The sequence below is a fragment of the Tsukamurella spumae genome (assembly GCF_012396015.1).
GTDB lineage: Bacteria > Actinomycetota > Actinomycetes > Mycobacteriales > Mycobacteriaceae > Tsukamurella > Tsukamurella spumae.
Map to the genome: position 1 here is coordinate 1 of NZ_JAAXOQ010000021.1, position 22,106 is coordinate 22,106.

At 68.9% G+C, this 22,106-nt stretch carries 25 protein-coding genes and 1 pseudogene; 10 read left to right on the plus strand and 16 right to left on the minus strand.

What is annotated here, in order from left to right; all coding sequences use genetic code 11:
• Positions 1–364, plus strand: a pseudogene (locus HF999_RS15225) (hypothetical protein); the annotation flags it as partial.
• Between the two features lie 39 nt (positions 365–403).
• On the opposite strand, the gene HF999_RS15230 reads toward HF999_RS15225, so the two are convergent.
• From HF999_RS15230 to HF999_RS15245, 4 genes are all read right to left on the minus strand, one after another.
• Positions 404–829 carry a molybdenum cofactor biosynthesis protein MoaE gene (locus HF999_RS15230; RefSeq protein WP_168546711.1) on the minus strand — a complete coding sequence of 142 codons (426 nt, stop codon included), beginning with the start codon at positions 827–829 and terminating at the stop codon, positions 404–406.
• Positions 822–1,322: a MogA/MoaB family molybdenum cofactor biosynthesis protein gene (locus tag HF999_RS15235; protein ID WP_168546712.1), complete on the minus strand. Its 501-nt coding sequence runs from the start codon at positions 1,320–1,322 to the stop codon at positions 822–824. Before HF999_RS15235 ends, HF999_RS15230 begins: the two co-directional genes overlap by 8 nt.
• Positions 1,322–1,747 (minus strand): cyclic pyranopterin monophosphate synthase MoaC, encoded by a 426-nt coding sequence (moaC, locus tag HF999_RS15240; RefSeq protein WP_168546790.1) that lies wholly within the window; start codon positions 1,745–1,747, stop codon positions 1,322–1,324. Before moaC ends, HF999_RS15235 begins: the two co-directional genes overlap by 1 nt.
• A 104-nt stretch (positions 1,748–1,851) precedes the next feature.
• Entirely contained in the window at positions 1,852–2,046 is a 195-nt protein-coding gene (locus HF999_RS15245) for a hypothetical protein (protein ID WP_168546713.1), read from the minus strand.
• A 39-nt stretch (positions 2,047–2,085) separates the two neighbouring features.
• Here HF999_RS15245 and HF999_RS23055 point away from each other — a divergent pair, with 39 nt between their 5' ends.
• The 4 genes from HF999_RS23055 to HF999_RS22840 all read left to right on the plus strand — a co-directional run bounded on the left by HF999_RS23055 (position 2,086) and on the right by HF999_RS22840 (position 6,678).
• Positions 2,086–4,269, plus strand: a complete 2,184-nt coding sequence (locus HF999_RS23055) for a helicase-associated domain-containing protein (RefSeq protein WP_168546714.1) — start codon at positions 2,086–2,088, stop codon at positions 4,267–4,269.
• A 128-nt stretch (positions 4,270–4,397) separates the two neighbouring features.
• Positions 4,398–4,826, plus strand: coding sequence for a DUF6069 family protein (locus tag HF999_RS15255; RefSeq protein ID WP_168546715.1), 429 nt, complete (start codon positions 4,398–4,400; stop codon positions 4,824–4,826).
• Between the two features lie 1,113 nt (positions 4,827–5,939).
• Positions 5,940–6,341, plus strand: a complete 402-nt coding sequence (locus HF999_RS15260) for a helix-turn-helix domain-containing protein (RefSeq protein ID WP_168546716.1) — start codon at positions 5,940–5,942, stop codon at positions 6,339–6,341.
• 211 nt (positions 6,342–6,552) lie between these two features.
• Positions 6,553–6,678 (plus strand): hypothetical protein, encoded by a 126-nt coding sequence (locus HF999_RS22840; protein ID WP_281347368.1) that lies wholly within the window; start codon positions 6,553–6,555, stop codon positions 6,676–6,678.
• A 103-nt stretch (positions 6,679–6,781) separates the two neighbouring features.
• On the opposite strand, the gene HF999_RS15265 is transcribed toward HF999_RS22840, so the two are convergent.
• The 5 genes from HF999_RS15265 to HF999_RS15285 all read right to left on the minus strand — a co-directional run bounded on the left by HF999_RS15265 (position 6,782) and on the right by HF999_RS15285 (position 12,456).
• A complete protein-coding gene (locus HF999_RS15265) occupies positions 6,782–9,178 on the minus strand; it encodes a hypothetical protein (protein WP_168546717.1) in 2,397 nt (798 codons plus the stop codon).
• Between the two features lie 14 nt (positions 9,179–9,192).
• The gene (locus HF999_RS15270; RefSeq protein ID WP_168546718.1) at positions 9,193–9,591 is read right to left on the minus strand and encodes a hypothetical protein; all 399 of its coding nucleotides are present in this window, start codon (positions 9,589–9,591) and stop codon (positions 9,193–9,195) included.
• 219 nt (positions 9,592–9,810) lie between these two features.
• Positions 9,811–10,194, minus strand: coding sequence for a hypothetical protein (locus HF999_RS15275; RefSeq protein WP_168546719.1), 384 nt, complete (start codon positions 10,192–10,194; stop codon positions 9,811–9,813).
• A gap of 31 nt (positions 10,195–10,225) precedes the next feature.
• The gene (locus HF999_RS22845) at positions 10,226–11,527 is read right to left on the minus strand and encodes a hypothetical protein (protein WP_168546720.1); all 1,302 of its coding nucleotides are present in this window, start codon (positions 11,525–11,527) and stop codon (positions 10,226–10,228) included.
• A gap of 137 nt (positions 11,528–11,664) precedes the next feature.
• Positions 11,665–12,456: a hypothetical protein gene (locus tag HF999_RS15285; protein WP_168546721.1), complete on the minus strand. Its 792-nt coding sequence runs from the start codon at positions 12,454–12,456 to the stop codon at positions 11,665–11,667.
• A gap of 790 nt (positions 12,457–13,246) precedes the next feature.
• Between HF999_RS15285 and HF999_RS15290 the strand changes: the two genes are divergently transcribed.
• Positions 13,247–14,191, plus strand: a complete 945-nt coding sequence (locus tag HF999_RS15290; RefSeq protein WP_312854155.1) for a DNA adenine methylase — start codon at positions 13,247–13,249, stop codon at positions 14,189–14,191.
• On the opposite strand, the gene HF999_RS15295 is transcribed toward HF999_RS15290, so the two are convergent.
• Complete coding sequence (locus HF999_RS15295) at positions 14,192–14,629, minus strand: hypothetical protein (RefSeq protein WP_168546722.1); 438 nt, start codon at positions 14,627–14,629, stop codon at positions 14,192–14,194. It lies immediately after the preceding gene.
• A gap of 391 nt (positions 14,630–15,020) precedes the next feature.
• Between HF999_RS15295 and HF999_RS15300 the strand changes: the two genes are divergently transcribed.
• The 3 genes from HF999_RS15300 (at position 15,021) to HF999_RS15310 (ending at position 16,291) form a co-directional block, all read left to right on the plus strand.
• Positions 15,021–15,629 (plus strand): recombinase family protein, encoded by a 609-nt coding sequence (locus HF999_RS15300; protein WP_312854156.1) that lies wholly within the window; start codon positions 15,021–15,023, stop codon positions 15,627–15,629.
• A 69-nt stretch (positions 15,630–15,698) separates the two neighbouring features.
• A complete protein-coding gene (locus HF999_RS15305; protein WP_246207899.1) occupies positions 15,699–16,022 on the plus strand; it encodes a hypothetical protein in 324 nt (107 codons plus the stop codon).
• On the plus strand, positions 16,019–16,291 hold the full coding sequence (locus tag HF999_RS15310; RefSeq protein WP_168546723.1) for a hypothetical protein: 273 nt from the start codon (positions 16,019–16,021) through the stop codon (positions 16,289–16,291). The genes HF999_RS15305 and HF999_RS15310 overlap by 4 nt, the downstream gene beginning before the upstream one ends.
• Positions 16,292–16,574: 283 nt before the next feature.
• Here HF999_RS15310 and HF999_RS15315 read toward each other — a convergent pair whose 3' ends face one another.
• Entirely contained in the window at positions 16,575–17,786 is a 1,212-nt protein-coding gene (locus HF999_RS15315) for a DUF7373 family lipoprotein (protein ID WP_168546724.1), read from the minus strand.
• A gap of 141 nt (positions 17,787–17,927) precedes the next feature.
• Between HF999_RS15315 and HF999_RS15320 the strand changes: the two genes are divergently transcribed.
• Positions 17,928–18,197 (plus strand): hypothetical protein, encoded by a 270-nt coding sequence (locus tag HF999_RS15320; protein WP_168546725.1) that lies wholly within the window; start codon positions 17,928–17,930, stop codon positions 18,195–18,197.
• A 78-nt stretch (positions 18,198–18,275) separates the two neighbouring features.
• Here the strand turns inward: HF999_RS15320 and HF999_RS15325 are convergent, their stop codons facing one another.
• Genes HF999_RS15325 through HF999_RS15345 form a run of 5 tightly spaced genes read right to left on the minus strand, consistent with a single transcriptional unit; the run spans position 18,276 to position 21,798 of the window.
• Complete coding sequence (locus HF999_RS15325) at positions 18,276–19,292, minus strand: hypothetical protein (protein WP_168546726.1); 1,017 nt, start codon at positions 19,290–19,292, stop codon at positions 18,276–18,278.
• Positions 19,289–19,723, minus strand: a complete 435-nt coding sequence (locus HF999_RS15330; protein WP_168546727.1) for a hypothetical protein — start codon at positions 19,721–19,723, stop codon at positions 19,289–19,291. The genes HF999_RS15325 and HF999_RS15330 overlap by 4 nt, the downstream gene beginning before the upstream one ends.
• A gap of 1 nt (position 19,724) precedes the next feature.
• Complete coding sequence (locus tag HF999_RS15335; protein ID WP_168546728.1) at positions 19,725–20,534, minus strand: hypothetical protein; 810 nt, start codon at positions 20,532–20,534, stop codon at positions 19,725–19,727.
• A gap of 1 nt (position 20,535) precedes the next feature.
• On the minus strand, positions 20,536–20,853 hold the full coding sequence (locus HF999_RS15340; protein WP_168546729.1) for a hypothetical protein: 318 nt from the start codon (positions 20,851–20,853) through the stop codon (positions 20,536–20,538).
• A gap of 18 nt (positions 20,854–20,871) precedes the next feature.
• The gene (locus HF999_RS15345; RefSeq protein ID WP_168546730.1) at positions 20,872–21,798 is read right to left on the minus strand and encodes a hypothetical protein; all 927 of its coding nucleotides are present in this window, start codon (positions 21,796–21,798) and stop codon (positions 20,872–20,874) included.
• Positions 21,799–22,106: the final 308 nt, after the last annotated feature.

Below are 22,106 nucleotides of genomic sequence, written 5' to 3' on the forward strand. Positions count from 1 at the left end.
GCCCCGCGGAGCCGGCACCCCCATCCCCGGCGGCCTCGGCGGCCCGGCCATCGCGGGCGTCGGCGGCGTGCCCGTCGGCGCTCCCGGAGCGGGCATCGGCGGCGTGATCGGCCGCCCCGGACATCCGCTCGCGGTCGGCGACAACGGCGGTATCGACGGCGTCGGCGTGCCCGGCACCAGCTCGGGCGTCTCGCCGCAGCGGCCCGTCGTGCCCGCCACGGCGAACGTCCCGCAGCGACCGGCGAACCCGGGCGCCACCATCCCCGACGGTGTGCTCGGCGTCCCCGTGGTTCCCGGACACCTCGGTGTCCCCCTGTTCACTCCGCGCCCGTGCGACCCCACGAAGGTCACCACGTGCCCGTAGTTCCGGTCACCTCGTAACGGACCGGTGGTGGGTCGGCAGCTACGCGCTGCCGACCCACTCGTCTGTTCCGTCCAGGAACTGCTGGTGCTTCCAGACGGGGAGCGCCTCCTTGACCGCGTCGACCACGCGCGCGCAGGTGGCGAACGCGGCGGCGCGGTGATCCGCCGACACGGCGACCACGAGCGCGGCGTCGCCGATCTCCAGCGCGCCCACCCGGTGCGACACGGCAACGGCGCGCACGCCCGTCGCGGCGTCCGCCTCGGCCTGCACGACCTCCGCCAGGACCCGTCCCGCGGTGGGATGCGCCGAATACTCCAGCCGGGTGACCCCGCGGCCCTCGTCGTGATCACGCACGGCGCCGACGAATCCCACGACCGCGCCGGCCTCGGCGCGCGCCACCGCCGCCTCGTGCGCGGGCAGGTCGATGGGGTCCTCGGTGACCTGGGCGATGACGACCTCAGCCATGATCGCCGCCGCGGATCTGGTCCAGCGCGTGCAGCAGCACCCCGTCGAGCACGGCGAGCCCGTCGCGGACGCCCCCGCTGGACCCCGGCAGGTTCACCACCAGCGAGGATCCGGCGACGCCCGCCAGACCCCGGCTGAGCACCGTGGTCGGGACGTCGGGCAGGCCGGCGGCCCGGATCGCGTTGGCGAGGCCGGGGATCTCGAAGGTGAGCACGCCACGCGTCTCCTCGGGCGTGCGGTCGGTCGGGGTGAGGCCGGTGCCGCCCGTCGTGAGCACGACGGCGTCGCCGCGCCGGACGGCGGAGCGGATGGCGGCGCCCACCTCCGCACCGTCGGGCACGACGACGGGGCCGTAAACCTCGAAGCCCCGCTCGCGCAGCCAGTCCGCGATCGCGGGGCCGGTGGTGTCCTCGCGCTCGCCGAGGGCGGCGCGGGTGGAGGCGACCACGACGGTGGCGCAGCGGTCGCGGGACGGTCGGAGGGGTTCGGTCATCATCTCTCCCAGTGGCCGGTCTTGCCGCCGTCCTTGGTGAGCACACGGATGTCCGTCATGACCGCGGCCGGGTCGAGGGCCTTGACCATGTCGTGCAGGGTCAGGCCGGCGACCGATACCGCGGTGAGCGCCTCCATCTCGACGCCCGTTCGGCCGGTGCAGCGCACGGTGGCGGTCACGGTGATCTCCGCTCCCGAGGGCGCGAGGTCGACGGTGACGCCCGAGATCGGCAGCGGGTGGCACAGCGGGATCAGGTCGGCGGTGCGTTTGACCGCCATGATCCCGGCGATGCGGGCGGTGGCCATCACGTCGCCCTTGGGGACCGCTCCGTCGGCAATGGCCGCGATGACGGTCTCGGTGGTCCGGAAGGTCCCGGCCGCGACGGCGGTGCGCGCGGTCACGTCCTTGGCGGACACGTCGACCATGCGGGCGGCGCCCGTTGGGTCGATGTGCGTGAGCCCCTGCTCGCGCACATCGCGTTCCCGGGCGTTCACCGCGCCGTGGTCGCGGGAAGCGGAGTGAGGCTCGCTCAGCGGTTGATCTTCGTCGACGGGTGCACGTACGGGATGTGCTCCTGCGGGAACTCCATCTCGCCGAACGGCGACATCGCGCCGACCACGGGGGCGGCCAGCTCGTTCACGGCGTGGGCGGCATGGCCGTCGTTCGCCTGCGGCCAGCCGTTGTCGACGTAGCCGGGCTTCTTCGCATTCGAGGTCTCAGACACGCCGCTATTCTGACATGCCGCGGTGTCTAGGCTGTATCGGTGAGCAGTATTGCGGCGTCGGCCGCCCCCGCGGCGCTCCTCGCGGACTGGTTGCGCGGCCGCGACGACGCGGAGATCACGGCCCTCCTCGACGCCCGCCGCGATGTGGCGTCGCCGATCCCCGCGGGTTTCCCGGTACTCGCGAGCCGGCTGCTCAGCCCCTCGTCGCTGGGCCGGGTGTCCGAGCGCCTCACCCTGCTCGACCTGGCCGTCCTGGAGCTCGTGCTCGCCGAATCCGGGATCGACGTCGAGACGCTGGCCCGCCGGCTCCGCGGCCGGGCGCTGAAGAAGCAGGTCGCAGAGTCGGTGCACAAGCTCGTCGGGCTCGCGCTGGTGCGGGGCGAGCAGGAGCTGCACACCGCGCCCGCCGTTCGGGAGGCCGTGCCGTGGCGGACCGCGCAGCTGATCGCCCCGCCGGACCTCGCGGACATCGACGCCGCTCTCGCGGCCGCGGGCGAGGACGAGCGGGCGCTGTTGGACCGCCTCGCGGAGGGCTCGCCGCTGGGCCGCACCGCCGCCGCGGGCCCCGGCACGTCGTCCGAGCATCCGGTGCAGCGAATGCTCGCCTCGGGGCTGCTGGCGCGCGTCGATCACCAGACCGTCGAGCTGCCGTGGGAGGTCCGCGCCCGACTACGGGGCGAACTGCCGCTGGGCACGTCCCTCAAGCCCCCCGTGCTCGACGGTCCGCCCGTCCCCGGCGTCGACGGTGCCGGCGCGGTCGCCGCGCTGGAGCTGCTGCGCCACGCCGACGACGTGCTGGGCGTGCTCGGCGCCGTTCCCGCGCAGCGGGTGAAGGCGGGCGGCATCGGGATCCGCGAGCTGCGCCGCGTGGCGAAGGCCGCGGGCCTGGCCGAGGACCGCGCCGCGCTCCTGCTGGAGTTGCTCGCGGCCGCGGCGCTGATCGCCGAGGGCGAGCTCGACGGCGAGGAGGATTCGGTGTTCGCGCCGACCGTCGCGGTCGACGAGTGGCAGCGGTCCGAGCCCGCGGACCGCTGGGCGCTGCTCGCCCGCACCTGGCTGGAGCTGCGGCGACAGCCCGCACTGATCGGCACCCGCGGCGAGGAGGGCATTGTCGGGCCGCTGCACCGGGCGGCGCGCAGCACCGTCGCCCCGCAGGACCGCGCGGCCGTGCTCGACGCCCTGGCGCTCGCCCCGGAGGGCACCGCCCCGGCGACGGCCGACGTGCACGCCGCGACCCGGTACGCGCACCCGTCCTGGTACCGCAGGCTGACGCTGGAGGCGATCGCGGACATCGTCGGGCAGGCGCAGGTGGTGGGCCTCGTCGCGGGCGGCGCGCTGACGGCCGCGGGCCGCGCGGGGGGTTCCGCGGAGGCGATGGCCGGGGCGCTGCCGAAGCCGATCGAGGAGTTCCTGCTCCAGGCGGATCTGACGCTGACGATTCCCGGACCGACGACGCACGACTTCGCGGCGTCGGTGGCCCTGGTGGCCGACCTCGAGTCCGCGGGCGGCGCGGCCGTGTACCGCGTGACGGACGCGTCGGTGCGCCGGGCGCTCGATGCCGGGCGCACCTCCGCCGAGGTGCACGCCTTCTTCGCCGCGCACGCGGTGACGCCGGTGCCGCAGGGCCTGACCTATCTGGTCGACGATGTCGCGCGCCGGCACGGCGCCCTGCGCGCGGGCGTCGCGGGCTCGTTCCTCCGCTCCGACGATCCCGCACTCATCGCCGCGGTCCTCTCCTCCCCCTCCGCGGAGGCGCTGGCGCTGCGGGCCGTCGCCCCGACGGTGCTCATCGCCCAGGTCTCGCTGTCGGATCTGGTGGCGGGGCTGGCGGCCGCGGGGTTCAACGCGGCGGCCGAGGACTCGCGCGGCGTCGTCGTCGACCTGCGTCCGTCCGCCATCCGGCTGCCCCCGCCCCGGTTCCGGCCGCCCGCCGCGCGGCCGACGCTCGAGCAGCTGGCCGATGCCGCCGTGCAGATCCGCCGGCAGGACGCCCCGTCGGACGACGGTACCGGCGTCTCCGGCCCGGAGCTGATGGAGCTGCTGCAGTCCGCGGCGGGCGACGGCCGGTCCGTCCGGCTGGGCTATGTGGACGCGAACGGCGTGTTCACGCGACACGTCGTGGTGCCCGAGTCGGTGCGGCACGGGCAGCTCACGGCGGTCGACGGTGACGCTCCCCGCCGGTTCGCCCTGCACCGCGTGACCACCGCGGAGTACGTGGAGTAGGGAGCCGCTAGCGACGAGGCCCGGCCACCAGAATTCCTCGCAGCACCGATGTCGAAATCCGCCGACGCCGTTCGTGGAAGGGGTAGGACGCGCTCAGGCCGAGCGCCACCACTACCGAGGAGCACGCCATGAGCACCATCGCCGCAACCACCGCCTCGCCCGCCCGCGCCGGCCGCCTGCCCCTGTGGCGGCACGGCCTCGCCGCCGCCGTCGGGGCGTCGATCGTCACCACCGCGATCGCCGCGATCGCCTCCGGCGCGGGCGTCACCTTCGCCGGGCCCGACGGTGCCTCCATCCCCCTGCTGGGATTCGCGCAGCTCACACTGGTCTTCTCGCTGATCGCTCTGGGGATCGCCGCCGTGCTGGCGCGGCGTGCCCGGCGCCCGCGCGCGACCTTCGTCCGGGTCTGCGCGGGGCTGCTGGTCCTGTCCTTCGTCCCCGACCTCACCTTCGGCTTCGACGGTGCCTCCGCCGCGGTCCTGATCCTCACGCACATCGCGGCGGCGGCGATCGTGGTGCCCGTGCTCGCCCGCCGCCTCGCGCGGCACAATGGATAGATGACCGACGGACCCCTCATCGTCCAGTCCGACAAGAGATAGGACCGAAAACGCGCCTACCAGCCGTTTCTCCAGCGGAATGGGTCTAACCCTCCTCGTATTTTGTGAGGAGACGCTCCGTGCTGCGGGATTTTTGCGGGATCGGACGCCGCCCGCGACCTGCAAAGATCATCGGACTTGATACTGCTTGCGGGCACTGTGGTCACCGCCGCTTCCCCTGCTCATACGCCTCGCCCAAGTCCGCGTACGCGGACTTGAACGCGGACACCCACGAGCCCAGCCAAGCCCCGAGCACCCCGACCGCCCCCGACCCGCTCGTGCTCGCGGACTGCACCCTGCCTTTGGGCTTGCCCTGCTTACCCCCTCCGATAACCCCTCGGACCTGCTGTTGTCGAGTCCCCGCGCCCTGCTCTCGCTGGCGCTGCTGTTCGTCACCGGGTAGCCGATTGGTGATCCCCGCCGCCTTCGCACTCATCCCGTCCTCCCACGCCGCGAGTGCAGCCGCGAAGTGGGGGCGCACCCCGCGATCCCCGACGCTGCGCTTGCCAAGGTGGTGCTTCTCCCTCCCTCGGTGCGGCTCCCACACGCTGCGGAACTCGCCAGCGCTGGTGTGGCACAGCTCCCCGCTCACTGCGCTACAACGCGGGCACACGATCCCGTACACGCGTTGCCACGGACCCAGAGTCGGAGCCTCCCCTGGGCGACGCCGACGGCGGGGACCGTTCTCGCCCTTGGGCTTCCCCTTCCCCTTGCCCTCCTCCGCGTCCACGCTCTCGGGCGCGGAGGGTGCCTCGCGCCCTCGATTCGGCTGAGGAGAGCCGTACAGAGCCGAGCGGCGTGCCTGCTCGGCTCGCAGGCGGCGGTTCGCCTCCGCGTTCTCGCGCGCGATCTTTGCGGCGAGCGGTGTCCCTGGGCGGTAGGCGGCGGGCACGTACGGGGCAGGTGCGGGTGTGCGGCTCATTCCTCCATTATCCGCTCGGAAATATGCCCTGACCAGGAACAACACCAAGAGGCGACCTCTCTTTTCCTGGCATCCCAGGACCAGCCCATCGCGCACGGGACATGACCCCGCGAACCCCGTGGATGTCAGCGCCCACGACCAGGATCAGGAGCATGTCCCCGTCCCGACTGCCCGCTGACGTGCAGTACCTCATGCGGCACCGCGTCGTCTTAGCGGGTGCGGTGGAGGACACGCACGCCGAGTACGCCGCGAGGGTGCAGGCGCAGGCGCGGGAACGGCGCCAGCGTGAGGACCGCGAACGGGAGCAGTGGGCGCGGTACCGTCGCCTTGCCGATGACGGCGCAGAGACCGTGGGTACACGGATCACGAGGGAGCGGGAGAGGCTGCACATGTCGGTGGACGATCTGGCGGAGGCGGCGGGCATGTACGAGGTGGAGGTGGAGATGGTCGAAGCCGGGGAGGCGACGGTGAGTGCGCAGCAGCTCGCCGACATCGCCGAGGCGCTGTTCACGTCGGTGGGAGTGCTCGACGGAACGGAGCCCGCCCGTGTGTGAGGGGCAGCCCTACTGCCTCGCCCCCTACGTGTTCTTCCGAGACGGCGAGCCTGTGATCAACACTCGGATTTCGCTCACGACCCGCAGCGGTGTCCGCAGCGTGGAGGGTCCGTTCATCGTCGCGGAGTGGCTGTGGGACGTAGGTGGGTGGAGCTGCTGGACCCCGTGCGATTTCCCCACCGCGCTAGAACAACTGGGGATTCCACTGTCCGTGAGCGAGTACGTCATGGAGGAGGTGACTGAGCGGCTAGTGGACTCCCCACAGGTGAGCATCCTGCTCGACGACGCGCAGTTCCTGGTCGAGCTACTGCCCGCGCCCGCTGTCAACCCACATTGACAATCCCCTACAGAACAGCCCCACAAAACAGCTCCGCCCCTGTCCGCGTACTCGGACAGGGGCGGAGCAACTTCCCTGCGGTCAGCCAACCAACCGCCGAGGATCAGTTCCCGCTCGGGACCGCCGACGGGTCGAGCACGGTCTGGTCGTGCTGCACACCCGACCCCAGCGCGGTCGGCGGGCGGGTGCCCTCGTCGGGCTTACCCTGCTGCGGCAGTGACGGGTCACCCGACGTGGACGCGCCCGCCCCGTCGGGCTTACCGCCAGGCGCGCCAGGCTGCCCCGCGCCAGGCGCGGGCTTGGACCCGTCATCGGGCGTGGGCGAGTTCGACGGCTGCGGGATGCCTGCATTCGCCCCAATGCCCGCACCGCCAGGCTGCGCACCGCCCTGACCGCCTGCACCGTCGGCGGGAGCGGGTCCAACCCCGGGTACACCTGCACCAGGAGCGCCAGCACCAGGTGCGCCAGGCTGACCGCCCTGCTGTGCGCCGCCCTGCTGTGGGGTCTGACCTGCATCACCTTGCGGAGGAACAGCACCCTGCGGGGCGTCACCTGCGGTGCCGTCGAGCTTGAAGAAGCCGTTGCCGGTGTCCCCGAACTGCAAGTCCTTGAAGTTGTGCGTCTTACCGTCCTCACCGATCACCTTGCCGTCACCGATGACCTGGTACATCTTCCCGTCCTTGTCCACGGCGGCGTCACCGACCTGCGCCTGCTGCGGGGACACGGGCTGACCGACCAGCTCACCCACAGGCGGCAGGTTGATCCCCGCCTGCGCGGCGGCGTTGGAGAAGCTGGCGGGGTGCTCGGGTGTACCACGGCTGAGCAGCTCACCGAGAGCGGCGGACTTACCGCTGGGGTAGGTCACGTCCTTGCCCGCGATCTTCACGGTGTTGTCGGGCTTGCTGTCCTGCGGCGCTGCGGGCACCCCAGGCTGACCCTGCGGAGGCTGCGGTGTACCAGGGGCGGCGGGCTTGTCCTTCTCGTCCCCAGGCTTGACCTCGGAGCCAGGAGGCGGTGTCACCTTGGGACCGCTGTCCTTTCCGTCCTTCTCCGCCTTCTCCTTCTCAGCCTTCTCCTTCGCCTTCTTCTCCTCTTCCTCCTTCTTTTTCTTCTCTTCCTCTTCCTTCTTCTTGGCTGCCTCTTCCTCAGCCCTCTTCTTGCGCTCTTCCTCCGCCTTCTTGATCGCGTCCTCGTCCTTCTTGTCGTCCGTCTTGCTCGGCTCGACCTTCTTCGGCTCGTCCCCACTCGGGGTGTTCGACGCGGGCTTGGCGGACTGCGGACCACCGCCGCTGTTGCTGCCACCGCCGAGACCTGGGATGTTCGCGCTGGGCGTGGTAGCCGCAGGCGTGGTGGTCTTCGGCGTCTGCTGCTCCATCATCTTCTTGATGTCATCCGTCGTGAGCGGCTTGGTGCCCTTGTTGTCCTTGTCGTCGTTCCCCTTGTTGTCCTCAGGCTTGGGCGTGCCCGGGGTCGGCGTGGACGGCTTCGGGGTGGGAGTGGGTGTGGGCGTCGGGGTGGGGGTGGTCGTCTTGGCGGGAGCGGTCACTACCTCTGATACTTCACCCGATTCGAGCGCGAGGTTCCAGCTCTTCGCCTTGCTCACCGCCGTGGTCAGCGTTGCGTTCGCGGACACGAGAACGTTCTTCGCCGCGTTCGTTACTTCTTCGGTCATCAGTTTTTCCCCGCGCAGCGGGTCGCCGCCGTTGACGAGCACATCGCGCGCCTTGTCCGCCTTCTTCGTCAGTGCGAGCCAGAGGGTGTTGATCGCGTCGCGCGCGGACGTGCCCGAGGTCGTGGTCTCGGCGGGCTTGTCCTTCCCGCCGAGGATGTTGATGGGCGACCCGCCGCCCGTGGACTTGCAGCCCGTTAGCGCGGAGCAGAGCGCGTCCACGGGGCTGCTACGCAACGCCTTCGCGGTGTTCTGCCGCCCACCCGTCCAGAGCTGCTGGACGTAGGTGTCCTCCTTGACCTTCCCGCTGTTGTACACCTGCGTGAGGCTGTTGTCGGACAGCTCATCGAGCTTGGACTTGAGCGCGTGGATCAACTGCGTTGTCTCGGTGAGCTGTGTGATGTCATCTGGACGACCCGAGCCCTTACGCCACACAGCCTTTTCCGCGTTCGGGTTGTTCCCGTCAGGGTCGGGGAACGCGAACATCTTCGCGACAGGGCGCAGGTTCGCGTCCACCGCTGCGAATGCGGCATTCGACGCGGCGATCTTCTTGAGCACGCGTGTCGCGACTTCCCGCGCCTGCGCCTCCTCGCGGCTCCCGAACGGATCGGTCACCGTGTCCTTGATAGCGGCGATGGGATACAGCGGGTTCCAGATGCTCATGCCCGAGCCCGGTCCCGACACCGCGCTCTCGGCGCGGCGAAGCACGTCCTCGGGATCGCGCGGGATCATCGGGAGCGCGCGGTTGTCGCCCTTGGGCACCGCGTTGTCGCCCTCGCGGCACTGCCCGCACACGTCGGCGTACACCTTGTCGATGAGGTTCTTACCCATGTCGATTCCGCCTCCTATTTCACGCTCACGTTCGGGAGCTGCTCGACGGTCTGCTGCACCTGCTGTGCGGCGGTGTCCTGCGTTGCACGGGTGCTCTTCGAGAACGTCTCCAACGCGTTCGCGTCTGCGTTCATCGCGGCGGGGATTTCGCTGACCTTCTGCTTGATCGCATCCAACGCCTCGACCAACGCGGCGCGCGGTCCCTTCCACACGTCAGGCAGCGGGCACCCGGCTACCCCTTCTGTCACTTCACGGTCGAAGCTGGCAAGGATCGCGTCGCACTCGGCGCTGATGTCGAAATCGGAGCTGTGCGCACGGATCGACTTCACGGCGGATGCGATCCGCTCGTGGTCGATGGTGCTCGACTTCTTGTTGGGGTTTGTCGGCGTCTGCCCGACCGGGGAATCGCTCATGGGGAGAGCCTCCTATCTGTCCTTTATCCATTCGACCGCCGCGTGAATTGTTCGCGCCACTCACGACACGCACGGTCGGGTGCAGACACACCACCGCCCCGTAGCGCCGAGGATCAGGACAGATAACGGCGCGCTACGGGGCGGTGGGCAATGGCGGGGCTCTCCCCGTCTCTTCCAGTGTCGGCGCGTCAGCGGACGATGCGCGAGCGCCGACACGGCTTATACGTCAATCGTCCCGTCGGGATGCTGCACGCCGCCCGCCACGAACTTCGGAGCCGTCGCCTTCGGCGTGGGCATCGTCGGGATCACCGCTTCCGTCTTCTTCACGCCACGCTCGGTCTGCTCCTGAATCTTGCGTGTCCCTTCAACGTACGAACGGATCGCGGCGGCTTGCTGATTGAAAAGCGGCGCAGTGTTGCTCGCAGCGTTCGCGGCGGCGGTCTGATACGACGTGCCCGCCGTCTTCGCGGTCGCGGTCGCGCGGGCGTCCGCCGCGCCCGACGGGGCGCTGGTCGGCATGTTCACCAGGTTTCCTGCCTCGGTTTCGAGGCTGCTCGCCAGCTTCTCCAACAGGTCGAGGTGTGCCTTGCTGACTGTTGCCATGATCGTGGTCTCCTACGTGGTCTATGAGGGGTTACGGCTTCGGGGGAATCGGCGGAGGGACGGGTGCCTTCCCGTTCGACCCCGGCGGCGGAGGGGTGACGGGCTTGCCGTCATCGTCGTCGCGCACGATGCCGCCCAACGCTTGTTGCGCGATGTCCTCTGCGCTCATCTTCGGATCGGTGCTCTTCACTTCGCCCTTGGGGCGAGCGGTGCCGCCTGCGCCGTGTCCGGCTCCCGCGCCTCCCATCATTCCGCCCATCATCGGGCGTGCGCCCGTGCTGTTGGTGCCCGACGTAGTTCCGCCTCCTACTCCGCTGCCGATGCCGCCGCCCGCCTTGTTGGCTTGCTGTCCACCAGCGGGCGAAGCGGTCGAGCCGCCACCCGACCCGCTGCCGATCACGCCACCCTTACCAACAGGCGGGGTATTGCCCTGTGGCGACGAAGGCGGAGTAGAAGGACGCACGCCGCCGCCCTTGTTCCCCGAGTCGGTACGGATCGGCTGCACGGCAGGAACGGGAACCGCGCTGCTCGGCTTCGCGCCCTGTCCCCCTGCGGGTGCACCGCCAGCGGGAGCCGCCTGTCCACCTGCCTGGGGCGCACCCTGCTGTCCTTGCTGCGGGCTCTGCTGCGGAAGCTGCTGCGCCTGCTGGTTCGGGGGCTGCTGTCCCGTCGGCGTCTGCCCCTTGTCATCGACGCTGTTCTTGTTCGCCGCGTCGGGCGTCGTGTCAGTCGGCTTGCTCGGGGTGTTGCTCGACGGCTTCGCGTTCCCGCCCGTATTCACGCGCGGAGCGGGCGCGGAGGGAGCCGTCGGGGGCGCGACGTTGTTACCTGTCGGCTCGAATCCCGTTTGGAGAGTGAGCTGCCCCTGCGCCTTGCCGACGGATTCGGTCGCGTCACGCGCGTGTCCGGGGAGGCAGTCGAGATTCATCTGCGTGCCAGCGACCCCGTTGTCGAGCACCAGCTTCCGCCCAGCGCGGGCATTCGTCTCTGCGGCCTGCGCGCTAGCCATGTACGCAGGGCTGCCGCCCATTGAGGCAATGACTAGCGCCTGCTGCTTCGCGGCCACCGCCTTGGTCAACGATGCGGTCGCGAGCTTGTACTGCTCCTGGAACGTCTCTTCGTGCGAACCCTGCTTGATCGCGGCCTTGCCCGCCTCCGAGAGAGCCGCACCTTGGGTGGTGCACGCTTGAGCGAGCGCGTCCAAGCTCTTCCGCAGTGATGTTGGGAACGTGCCCTCACCCGCGATCTGCAACGCCAGCGTGCGATGCCCGATGGCGGTGACCTGATCACCACGCGACTTCCACGCGCGGCCCAACTCGCCAACGCCGCTCACGCCTACCTCAGCCTGCGACTCGGGCGGGTCAACGCCTTCTACTGGAATAGCCATGTCGTCCTGTTCCTCCGTGTAGATGTTTCGCCTGCACATCTATTCCACGTGGAATCGGACTCTTCGCGCGACTTCCGACACGCTCACTTCGTGAGCAGGTGCGCCCCACCGCCGAGCTTCGAAAGCTGCGACGCGACACTGGGCCACGGAATCACCGAGCCGCTGGCGATGCTCACCATGCCCACCAACTGATCGCCAACTACTACGGGTCCGCCACCATCACCCGGCTGCATCGTCGGCACAGGGAAGAAGCAAGTCTCCCCGCCGTGAATGAGGTCGCACTTTGTTGGCGTGGTCGTCACCGCTCCCGTGAACGTCGAGGAGGTGTGCTCGGCGGCGGGAGCCGTGGAAGCACCCGCCGACGTTGCGGTGGGATGCACATTGCTCGCCAGCTTCACAGCGACCACCTCGTACTCGGACTCCCCGAACAGCAGGACGCTGGCAACGGTTCCGAGCGTTGTGCCGTCGGTGGCAATGGCCGCGCGCCCCTCGCGCGTGCGCGGGATTGCTGCACCCGCGAGCGCCCATGTGGTCGAGCCGTCAGTCACGAGTGCGCCGACAGAGACGATGGTCTGGTTACTGCCCGAGGCGATGGCTATCGCGTCGCCTGCTCGCAGGGAGACTGGCTTCGCTGCGCTCGCGGGGATCGATGTACGAGAGATGCATCCCGTGTCGCCAGGAGTGACGACGCGACACTGGACCTTCTCCATTCCCGAGACACGCTCAGCGGCGGCAGAAGAACCACCCGCAGCGGTGGAGGTAGCCCCCGCCGCGCCCGTGCTCGTGACAGGAGTGCCGTCGATCTTGTCCGCGCACCCCGACAGAGCACCCGCCGAAATCACGAGCGCCGCGATCATCGCTGCTGTCCTGCGCATGGTCATCTCCTTCGTCTGCCTAAACGGTAACCCGAACATTTGTTCAGGTCTAGTCATGACGCACGAACCCCCTGTGCGAAGCCTGTTTTCATGTCACGTCCCCCGCGATAGCCCTACCGCACGATCACGTGCACATTCCCATCTCCCTGCTCAACCCACACCGTCCAGATCATCGCGCGGGACAGTCCCGCATGTGCGGTGCTTTGCGGTCGCAGTATCCGTCAGCCCACCTGGCGTCCGCTTGGCAACGCCCAATCGAGCGCCCGAGGCCCGATCCGCCCTCTTCCGCGCCCGATCAGGCCCCAGCGCACGGATCATCGCACGGATGAGGGTTCGGATCATTGCGACCGCGAAGGCGGACCCGCCTCGGATAGCGGTTCGGATCACGGAATCGAGGTGCGCGCGGGCAGTGCGCGTGTTCATAAACGCAGCAGGTGGGAGTGCCTATTGGAGAGAAACACGACCTCGTTTTCGCCGTGCCCGCGTCCACGCGCCAGATCAGCCTCACGGATGGCTGTGTAGATCAGAAATCGTGGATCACGGATCGCCCCGAGCCGTCCGATTCGGCGGGTCTGCGCGCATCACGGATGGAAGAACGGCCTGTTCGGCACCGCACAGGCGGTGTCCAGCGGTCTGATCCGCACCGCTATCCGTGGGGTTGATCCGTGGGCACGATCCGAGCGGTGCACGTGGGCGTGGTCAGGGGCGGGGTCGCGAGGCTGTCGGATGGCCGATTCGGGATGTGCGCGCTTCCCGTGCACATCGTGATGTAGCCGGTAACGTGCATCGCGTGCGCAGTCCGATTCCCTACTACGGCTCGAAAGCCCGCCTGGCCGACAACATCGTTTCGCTCATGCCCGAGCACAGGCGCTACGTCGAGCCGTACTGCGGTGGGCTGTCGGTGCTACTGGCGAAACCACAGTGCCGCAGCGAAGTCGTGAATGACTTGGACCAGTCGATCATGACGTTCTGGCGCGTGCTGCGAGACCAGCCAGACGAGCTTGCTCGGGTCTGCGCGCTTACCCCGCACAGCCGCGAGGAGAGGAATCTCGCCAAGTCGATCCCCGCCGATCTGGACGACATCGAGGTTGCGCGGCGGGTCTGGTCAGCGCTCGTGCAGGGCAGGGCAGGCACTTTGATCAACACGGGGTGGAAGCACTCCACGGACTCGGGCCACTACCCGATTCCCCGCTCGATGAGCACGTCGGTCGAGCGCATGGCGGAGGTCAGTGAGCGATTGCGCGGGGTGTCCCTTGAGTGCAGGCCCGCTCTCGAAGTCATAGCGCGCTACGGCGGCGACATGGACACGCTGCTGTACGTGGACCCGCCGTATCTGGGGGAAACGCGGAGGCGGAACTACCGCGTGGAGATGGCTGGGGCGAGGGCGCACCGCGAGTTGGCGACGGCTCTCAGGGAATGCAGGGCCACAGTCATCCTCAGCGGCTACGAGTCCGAGCTGTACGCCGAGCTGTTCGCGGACTGGCACCGAACTGAGTTCCTCGCACGGACGGAACAGTCTCCGATTGGGCGCGACGGCAGCCGCACGGAAGTGGTCTGGAGCAACAGGGAGTTTCGTTACACAGGCGGCGAAACCGATGACGGATGTAACGAAACTCGACCCTCCTGCGGGCACTGCGGACGGGTGATCCCGAAGCGCTCCACGGGGCGTCCCGCGCGCTTCTGTTCGGGTGCGTGTCGGGTCGCTGCGCACCGCGCGCGGGCGTCGGCGGTGTAGCTACTCCTCGTCGATGTACCGCCGTGGATTGAGACGCGCCACCCTGTCGATGGTGATTGGGAAGTTGAGCACCTCGGCGGTCTGTTTGACCTCCTTCTCGTCCGCGCGAGGATGGGCGAGTGCTCGCTGATGTGCGGCGGGGAGTGCTACTCGCAGCGCCGATAGTTCGTCGTACAGCACTCCGTACATGAAGTTGGTGTTCTGATCCTCCGCGACCTTCCGCCGCTCCCGAATCCGCTCGATGCTCTCCGTCAGGACGCGCGCGCACGACGGCGACACCACGTCGATAGCTATCGAGTGGCTCACCAGTCGCGCGTGTAGGTCCGCGAGATGTTTGCCGCCAGGCGCGAGCTTCTCGCCCAGGTCCGCCTCGTCGGCGCTGAGCATCGCCAGCTCATCGTTGGCGAGGGTGATCACAGCGGTGACGTGCTCAGTCACGAGAGTTCGGGCGAAGCTCCGCAGTTCCCTTCTGTTCTGATGACGAACAGTCCAGGTCGCGATTCCGACGGCGGTCAGGGACGACACGGCGCTAAAGATCGTCGTACCCCACGGCAGTAGCGATTGCACAACGCTCATGCGGTGAGAGTAGATGTGCGCTCCGTCCAACCGCGCGGGACATGACATCTCCGTGTTCCCGCCCGCCGTCGATTCGACACACGATGGGCTCCGACAGGATGTCGCGGAACCGACCGTCTGCGCGACAGCGCGCGGCGCGACGGTTCTCGCAGCTCGGGTTGTCGCAGATTCCTGTCGCAGAATCGAGGCGACGAAACTGTGTCGCACATCGGGTGTAGACCATCGTTGCGCGACGATTCGGGAGGAGCAGGACGTGAACGACAACATGGTCACGGTCGAGGGTGCGAGAGCCGTCGAGGGGCGCGTGCTCGGGTACGCGCGCGTTTCGACGGTCGAGCAGGACGAGGGCCTACAGCTCGATGCACTCGACCGCGCAGGGTGCTCGGCGGTGTGGACCGATCACGGTGTGAGCGGGTCCACGACGAGCCGCCCGCGACTCGATGCACTCCTCGCGGAGTTGTCCGGCGGGGACACGCTCGTGGTCTACAGCCTGTCGCGCCTGGGGAGGAACCTCAGCCACCTCGTCGTCCTCACCGCCGAGCTGGCAGAGCGAGATATCGCCCTCGTGTCGATCACCGAGCAGATCGACACATCGTCCGCAAGCGGGCGCATGGTCATGCACATCTTCCTCGTGCTCGCCGAGTTCGAGCGGGCGCTGCTCAGCGAACGAACCCGCGCGGGACTTGCCGCTGCTCGGGCGCGGGGTGCGCGCCCTGGTCGTCGCCCTTCCCTCAGCGTCGAGCAGGTGCGCCATGCGCGGCTGCTGGTCGCGGGCGGGGAATCGGTCGGTCACGTGGCGGGGAGCATGGGCGTGCACCGCGCGACTCTGTACCGCGCGCTCGGGGCAGCGACGGCAGAGTAGCTGCCACAAACAATCAGCCGCTGCGATACTGAGGTGCGACGGAGCGCAGGAGGGGGTGTCAGGGAAGCCTTGACAGAATACGACTGGTGGGCGGATGATGAAGAGGACGAGATTCCCCTCGCGATCATGGACAGCGCGCTCAAGCACTACTCCGCTGAGGACATAGAGCACGCGCAGGAGCACGCGGTGAAGATCGTCAACAGGTACGAGTACAACGGCGAGTATCAGCAGTTGATCATCGGATGGAGCCGCAGTGGAGAGCTGTTGGAGGTGATCGCAGTCCCGTACGACACACCGAACCGCATTCGTCACTGCAACAAGCTTCAACGGAAGCTGTACAAGTACCTACCAGCAGACCTGAGAATCGCACTCGAAGGAGGACGTAGACCATGACAACGGCAACGAACGCCCAGGAAATAATCAACGCCTTCGCTGATGGCGACTATGAGGCCCGTGACGGTCGCTACTACAGCGCGATCCGCGTTGCGGTACGCGAGAAGCGCGAGGCGATGCAGAAGGCGAACGCGAAGCTCGCCCACGCGGTCGCGGATGCCCGCGAAGCCGGAGATAGCTGGGACATGATCGCATCCGCTCTGGGGTGCAGCCGCCAAGCTGCACACGAGCGGTTTGGCCCCAAGGGCAAGTACGCCAACCTGACTTAACCCCTCCCGCCACGGTGCGGGACAGGAACGCCGCAGCGACGCAGGTGCGCTGCGGCGTTCTTCGTGCTCCGCCAGTCGGAGGGCGTCCTCGGTATCCACACGGCGGGATGTGGACTGCCCTGCGGCGGCACTAGGCGCAGGTGTCGGCGGCGTTGGTCTAGCTGCCACCCCTTCGCGCGGGCGAGGCGGATCAGCGAGCGTGTGTCCATGCCCCCGACCTTGCCCGCGACCACCGACAAGTGCAGGGGCGGAACGTGTCACGTCCCGCGTGATCGGAAGAGGGTTACTTCGCTCCCTTGAGACGGAGGTACGTCGCCGACGCTGATTGCTGCGCCTGCTCCGCCGTCCGTGAATAGGCGGTACCGACGTACCGACCAGAACGGACGACGCAGAACGTGGCGGTCTGTGCGGTATTCGCCAGGGGGACCGCCATGCAGCCTCCGAACTGTCCGGAGATGCCCGCGATGGGTTGCTTCACCCCGCTGTACATCTGGCTCATGTACTCCGCAGATGCCTTGTCGTCGGTGAAGCGCAGGACCACGTTCAGAGCAGCACGCCCGAACCGCTCCAAACCGTCGATAGTCTCGTGCGAGTTCAGTGTGTACGTATGCGCGTCTCCCCAGCCGTCGAGGGGCGCGGTCTTCGATGACAGTCCCGATGCGCCCTGCGCTTCCGACGGTGGCGCGGTCAGGCCCATGATCCCGTCGTCGTCCATCGGCACGGCAGGGATCACCGACTGTCCCTGCGCGAGCGTGAACGGGGTCTGGCGATAGTCGCCGAGCTTCGCGACCTGCGCAGCCATCGCCTTGCCCACTACGTCGAATACCGTCGCTGCGGTGGGGCCGCCCGCTGCGGTCGGCACCATCATCCCCGACACCACCACGAGGTTCCCGCGCGCGACCATCGTGGTGAGCGAGGCAATCCCGACCGCGCTGTTCGCGCCGAGCATGGTCAGCGTCGCGTCGCGCACGGGGAAGTTTGCAGGCACGTTGTGTTGTTCGGAGGGGTTCTTGTCCGCGATCAGTGCGACCGCCCGCTTCGCCGATGCCTCGTCGGTGAAGCGGAGAATCCCGACCCGTAGTCGGGTCTTGTTCTTGTCGTCGCCGCACGCGATGAACCCCGTCTGGTATCCGTTGCTGCCCGCGATGTTCGCCTGCTCGGTGGACATCGCGGCGGTGGCCTTGGTCAGCGTTGCTGCCGAAAAGGCGGGCGCGGCGGTGTCGTCGTTGTCGCTGCACGCTTTCGTCAGCGAGGGGTAGAACGCCCACGGCGTGACGACGGCAGAAGCGATCCGCCACCCTTCCTGCTGCCAGGCGTCGAGCGCGTTGCCCGCCTCCACCTTGCGCGGCGAGGTCGGGAATCCCCCTGTGTTGAGCTTGAACTTCGCTGCCACGCTCGGGTCTGGCACGGCGGTGCCCGTGACCGTCGAGCAGGCGCTGAGCGTCACGGCGACCGCAGCTATCGCAATGGTCAGTGGTGTCCTTCGTCTCCCCATGCACCAGGACGGTACAGGGGGACCGTGCTGTTCGTGAGCACGTGCAAGTGTCCGCCAAGCGCCCGTTTGGCGCAGATCGAGAAGGTCGGTTCCGACGACGCGGGGACACCTCCGCGTTCACCGACTTGGAGGGGAACGAAGATGTCGAAGACGAAGCGGACGATGGCGGGCGTGCTGATGGGCGCGGCGGTTCTCGGTGGAGCTGGGGCGGTCAGCACGCTCGCCGCACCCGCAGCGAGCGCCACGCCCTACGGCAACGTCGAGTGGGCGCAGCGCGGGCCGTTCAGCTCAGATTGGACCTGTGATCAGGCGCGCACGCAGATGAAGCGCGTCACCGTGGTCGGCGCGAGCTGCTACGGCACCCCCAGCGGCGGCTACTACTTCTCGTTCAAGCGCCAGGCGTCGCGATAGACATCTCCGGACACCAACAGAGCCCGCCCTCCATCATCGGAGGGCGGGCTCTGTTGCGCGCTGGGGCAGGTCGCGCGCTCACCCGACCAAGCGCATCGGAGTAGACGCGGAGTCGACGGTGGGCAGCTCCCCCATCTCCCGCGCGGCGCGGACAATCCGCTGCACCGCGCTGTAGCTGAGCCCGTCCACCTCCTCGGCAACGCGCCGTGACGATGCGCCCGAGACGGTGCGCATCAGCACGATGTGCACGGTCTCTGGGTCGGCAGTGGTGCGTCCCGCACGCACCAGCGCCTCAGCGAGCGAGGCAAGCGCATCGCCCTGGTGCGGCTCGGGTGCACCGTCGCGCACCACGTCGAAGTCAGTGGTGCGGGGCTCCGCATCAGGCGCATCGGACGGGTGCACCACCTCGGGCGTGAGTGCATCGGCGAGCGCATCGCCCGAGGTCACGAGCTGGTGCGGACCTGGTGCGGACACTGACGCGCCCGTGTCAGGGTCCGAGGCCGGAGCGGTGCCGTCAATGGGCCGTGCATCGCCTGGTGCGGGGTCCGCACCATCGCCCGCACCCTCTGGTGCAAGGGCGTCAGCCTGGTGCGCATCGTCGGTGACGGTCGCCCCAGCGGTGCGCATCGCGGCGCGGTCAATCGACACGAGCACCGCCGTCGCGACGACTACTGGCACGTCCAAGAGCACGGGCAAGAGAAAGGCCCAGCCCTCGGGCCACCCGCCGTGGACAGAGCCCGCAGCCTGGTACGGCATCAGGGCGAGGGATTGCAGAGTCACGAACGAGACCACACCCGCACCTGCCGCGAGGACAGCGACCGCACCCGCCGCGCAGTTGTAGAGCGCGCCTCCGAGCTGCGCGGCGGCGAGGTGGGACAGGCCGTGGATGAGCAAGGCCAGCAGGATCGGCGGGATGATCGAGAGCACGACCTGCACGGGAAGGGACACCGCGATACTCGCGATGTTGTGCAGCGCGTTGCCGATGATGCTCAGGGCCAGCGACAGCCAGATGAGACGGGCGAAATAGCGGCGCGCCCGCTGAACGGGAGTCGGCGTCGCCGTCGGGCGACGGCGGAACAGGGTAGGCAAGGTCATGGTCGCGGGGTCTCCTCATCGGTCTCGGGGTCGGCGTCGTTGGGCACGACGGGCAGAGCCGCCGCAGTGGCGACAGCGCGGGTGTACTCGTTATGCGCCCGCTGGGCGGCGGCTGCCGTGGCGTCCGCCTCCCGCTGGGCGTATTCCAGGGCGAGCGCCGCACGCGCTGCGGCCACGTCCGCTGCCATCGCAGCGGAGGCGGTTCGCGCGAGCACCTCGGCGGACGCCACGGCGGCAACACGCTGGCGCTCGTCGTAAACGAGGCGAGCCTGGGCGGCCTCCGCCGCGCGCCGCCGCCCCACCTCCGTCGCCCACGCGCGCTGGGTCTCCATGAACTTCCCCAGATCGAAGGGACGCGGCACGGTGCCGAAGGGCGCAGCCTCGGCGGTCTCAACCTCGGGGGTCTCGGTGGTCTCGGTGTTCTCGGACATGTCAGTCGTTCTCCTGGTTGTTGGGGTTGTCGATGGTTAGGGCGGGTTCTGCGGGGACATCGGTGATCAGCTCGGCGTAGGCGGGCAGGCGCAGCTCGGACTCGGTGAGCGTCGGAGCCTGGGAGGAAATGTGTTCCTCCCCGGCGAGCGCGCCAGCTTCGCGACGCAGGCGGGCGTAGACCCCCACGGCGTCGTCGAGGGCGCGGGCATCGCCCTCGGCGAGGCGGAGCAGCACTCCCTCCGCCTCCCCGCAGAGGGCGAGGAGGTGCGGCGTGACCCCGCCCAAACGCGGGGGACGTGACGGGCGCAGGGCGCTCGCCATCGCCTCGACCCGCACGGTCTGGTCCAGTCCGAGGCCCATCCGCTCCAAGGCAGCTCGGGACTGAGAATCAGCCGCGAGAGTCAGCTCGCGGTCGGCCTGAATCCCTTCCCGCACGACGTGCACGAGCGGGAGCAACCAGGCCGCGCGGTACACGCGCTCGGAGATGGCGGTCACCTCGGAGTGCAGCTCGGGCAGCGGGGTCAGGTCAAACTCGACGCCGGACACGGATGGGGCCATGTGACAGTTCGGGCAGCGGGGATCACTGCACAGCCCGCTGTCGGGGTGCGGGGCGGCCTCGTCCAGCTCCCGCCGTGCGCGCTCGGCAGCGCGGGCAGCCGCCTCGTCCAGGGCCTCGCGCGTGGGGATCGGCGGGAGCGGGGCGTCGGGCGTGAAGAAGCGGATACGCGTTGCCTCCGCCAGCCAGCGCGCACGCTCGACGGGCGTGAGGTGGGCGAGCTGCGGATCGTCGCGGTCGATGGGTGAGGTCATGTCAGTTGTCCTCCTGGTCGGTCAGGCGCTGCCACTGCACGCGGGGACGTGCGGGGTGCTCGTGGTGGTCGTCGGCGGGCATGGTCTGCGGGATCGTGTGCACGTAGGCAGGGCGTCCCGCGTAGGGCGCGGCCTTGGGCTTGCTCGGCATCCCCCAGGGGCTTGGGGTGGTGGGGATGTCCCAGGGGAAGCCAGTCGGCGCGGCCTTGGGCTTACTCGGCGCGGGGGCCTCGGGCGTGCTGTCGGCCCCGTCGAGCGGCGGGACCAGGTAGAGGTGGCGTTCGCGGGCGTGGCGGCGGGAGCGGTGTGGAAGAGACATGTCGGGTTCCTTTCTGGGTCAGGCAGGGGTGGCAGCGGGGCTGCCGAGTCCGAGGTGTTCACGGGCATAGTCAGCGGCAGATTCCAGCTCGCGGAGCTGGTCGGAACCGAGCCACACCACTCCTGCTGCGACGGCCTCATCCAGGACTGCGCCCACTCCGAGCACGGCCTGCAAGGTGCCGACCCCGTAGAGCGCGTCCAGGGACACGTCGGGAGCCAGCGAGAAGGCGGCGGTCACCAGCTCGGCGAACAGGCGGTAGTTCACGTCGGGGCACTCCATGAACGCGGCGCACAGGGTGGAGAGCACGTCCTCGCGGTATCCCGCGCCCTCCGGGTACGGGTCGTCCAGGAGAGCGATGATGCGGCGGTCGATGTCGCGGTCAGTGCGGTCGCCCTCGACGGTGAACAAGTCCCAGTCCATGCGCAGCTTCGTCGCGGGGACGCGGGGTCCGTGAGCTTGTTCGCGGAGGTGGTCACGGAGGGCACTGTGGAGCGCCCGCAGACCGAGCTTCGGGATCGAGCCCGCGTAGGTGTTGATAGTCGCCCGCAGGACAGGCACCCCCAGTGCGCCGACACACACGGGGACCACAGTCGGTGCCGCCGTGATGATGCGACGATTCCAGGCGGTGACGTTGAGCAGCTCGACGCGGCACTGGTCCGCCGAGAACGAAAGCGGCACGATGCCCGCCTGCGTGATCCGCAGCCCCGACGGCATCTGCTGCGCCCAACGAGTGAGGCTGGACTCTGCTGCCTCGTCCGCCCCCGCTGCGTACAGCAGCCCGTTCCCCTCGCGGGAGTCGTAGTCGAGCACCTGCGCGCACGCCCGCACCAGAGCGGGGTGCACGGCGGGTTCAGGGCGCACCAGTGAGGTGAGGAGGTCGAGCGCATCGGAGGGGCTCAGGGGCGTGGTGATCATCCACGGACCCTCCGCCTCGAAATCGGACATCGGAGCGCCATCGTTGACGTAGAAGTTTGTCATAGTGCATCTCCGCTTGGCCTCGAAGGGAGGGAGAAATCGGCGGCGAGGAGCGATTCACGCGGGAGGAGGCCCGAAATCGCGCGGACCCTCCGCTCTGTGACCACGGACCCCCCACTGCGTCCTCCACAGAAAACCGCAGGTCGGCGCGGACCCTCCGTACCCTCCGTGCCCTCCACTGCGGGGGTCGGAGTCTGAGCACCCTCACGCGTCAGCCTCAGCTCGCCCCAAGAGCAGAGAGAATGCACTATATTAAACTTCTTCTGTTGCAGGGGGGT

Coding starts and splice junctions, on each gene's coding strand:
- HF999_RS15275 (WP_168546719.1), bottom strand. CDS start 10,194: ATGGCAACAGTCAGCAAGGCACACCTCGACCTGTTGGAGAAGCTGGCG.
- HF999_RS15330 (WP_168546727.1), bottom strand. CDS start 19,723: ATGTCCGAGAACACCGAGACCACCGAGACCCCCGAGGTTGAGACCGCC.
- HF999_RS15345 (WP_168546730.1), bottom strand. CDS start 21,798: ATGTCCGATTTCGAGGCGGAGGGTCCGTGGATGATCACCACGCCCCTG.
- HF999_RS15315 (WP_168546724.1), bottom strand. CDS start 17,786: ATGGGGAGACGAAGGACACCACTGACCATTGCGATAGCTGCGGTCGCC.
- HF999_RS15235 (WP_168546712.1), bottom strand. CDS start 1,322: ATGACCGAACCCCTCCGACCGTCCCGCGACCGCTGCGCCACCGTCGTG.
- HF999_RS15310 (WP_168546723.1), top strand. CDS start 16,019: ATGACAACGGCAACGAACGCCCAGGAAATAATCAACGCCTTCGCTGAT.
- HF999_RS15285 (WP_168546721.1), bottom strand. CDS start 12,456: ATGCGCAGGACAGCAGCGATGATCGCGGCGCTCGTGATTTCGGCGGGT.
- HF999_RS15255 (WP_168546715.1), top strand. CDS start 4,398: ATGAGCACCATCGCCGCAACCACCGCCTCGCCCGCCCGCGCCGGCCGC.
- HF999_RS15320 (WP_168546725.1), top strand. CDS start 17,928: ATGTCGAAGACGAAGCGGACGATGGCGGGCGTGCTGATGGGCGCGGCG.
- moaC (WP_168546790.1), bottom strand. CDS start 1,747: ATGGTCGACGTGTCCGCCAAGGACGTGACCGCGCGCACCGCCGTCGCG.
- HF999_RS15325 (WP_168546726.1), bottom strand. CDS start 19,292: ATGACCTTGCCTACCCTGTTCCGCCGTCGCCCGACGGCGACGCCGACT.
- HF999_RS15335 (WP_168546728.1), bottom strand. CDS start 20,534: ATGACCTCACCCATCGACCGCGACGATCCGCAGCTCGCCCACCTCACG.
- HF999_RS15270 (WP_168546718.1), bottom strand. CDS start 9,591: ATGAGCGATTCCCCGGTCGGGCAGACGCCGACAAACCCCAACAAGAAG.
- HF999_RS15260 (WP_168546716.1), top strand. CDS start 5,940: ATGTCCCCGTCCCGACTGCCCGCTGACGTGCAGTACCTCATGCGGCAC.
- HF999_RS15340 (WP_168546729.1), bottom strand. CDS start 20,853: ATGTCTCTTCCACACCGCTCCCGCCGCCACGCCCGCGAACGCCACCTC.
- HF999_RS15265 (WP_168546717.1), bottom strand. CDS start 9,178: ATGGGTAAGAACCTCATCGACAAGGTGTACGCCGACGTGTGCGGGCAG.
- HF999_RS15230 (WP_168546711.1), bottom strand. CDS start 829: ATGGCTGAGGTCGTCATCGCCCAGGTCACCGAGGACCCCATCGACCTG.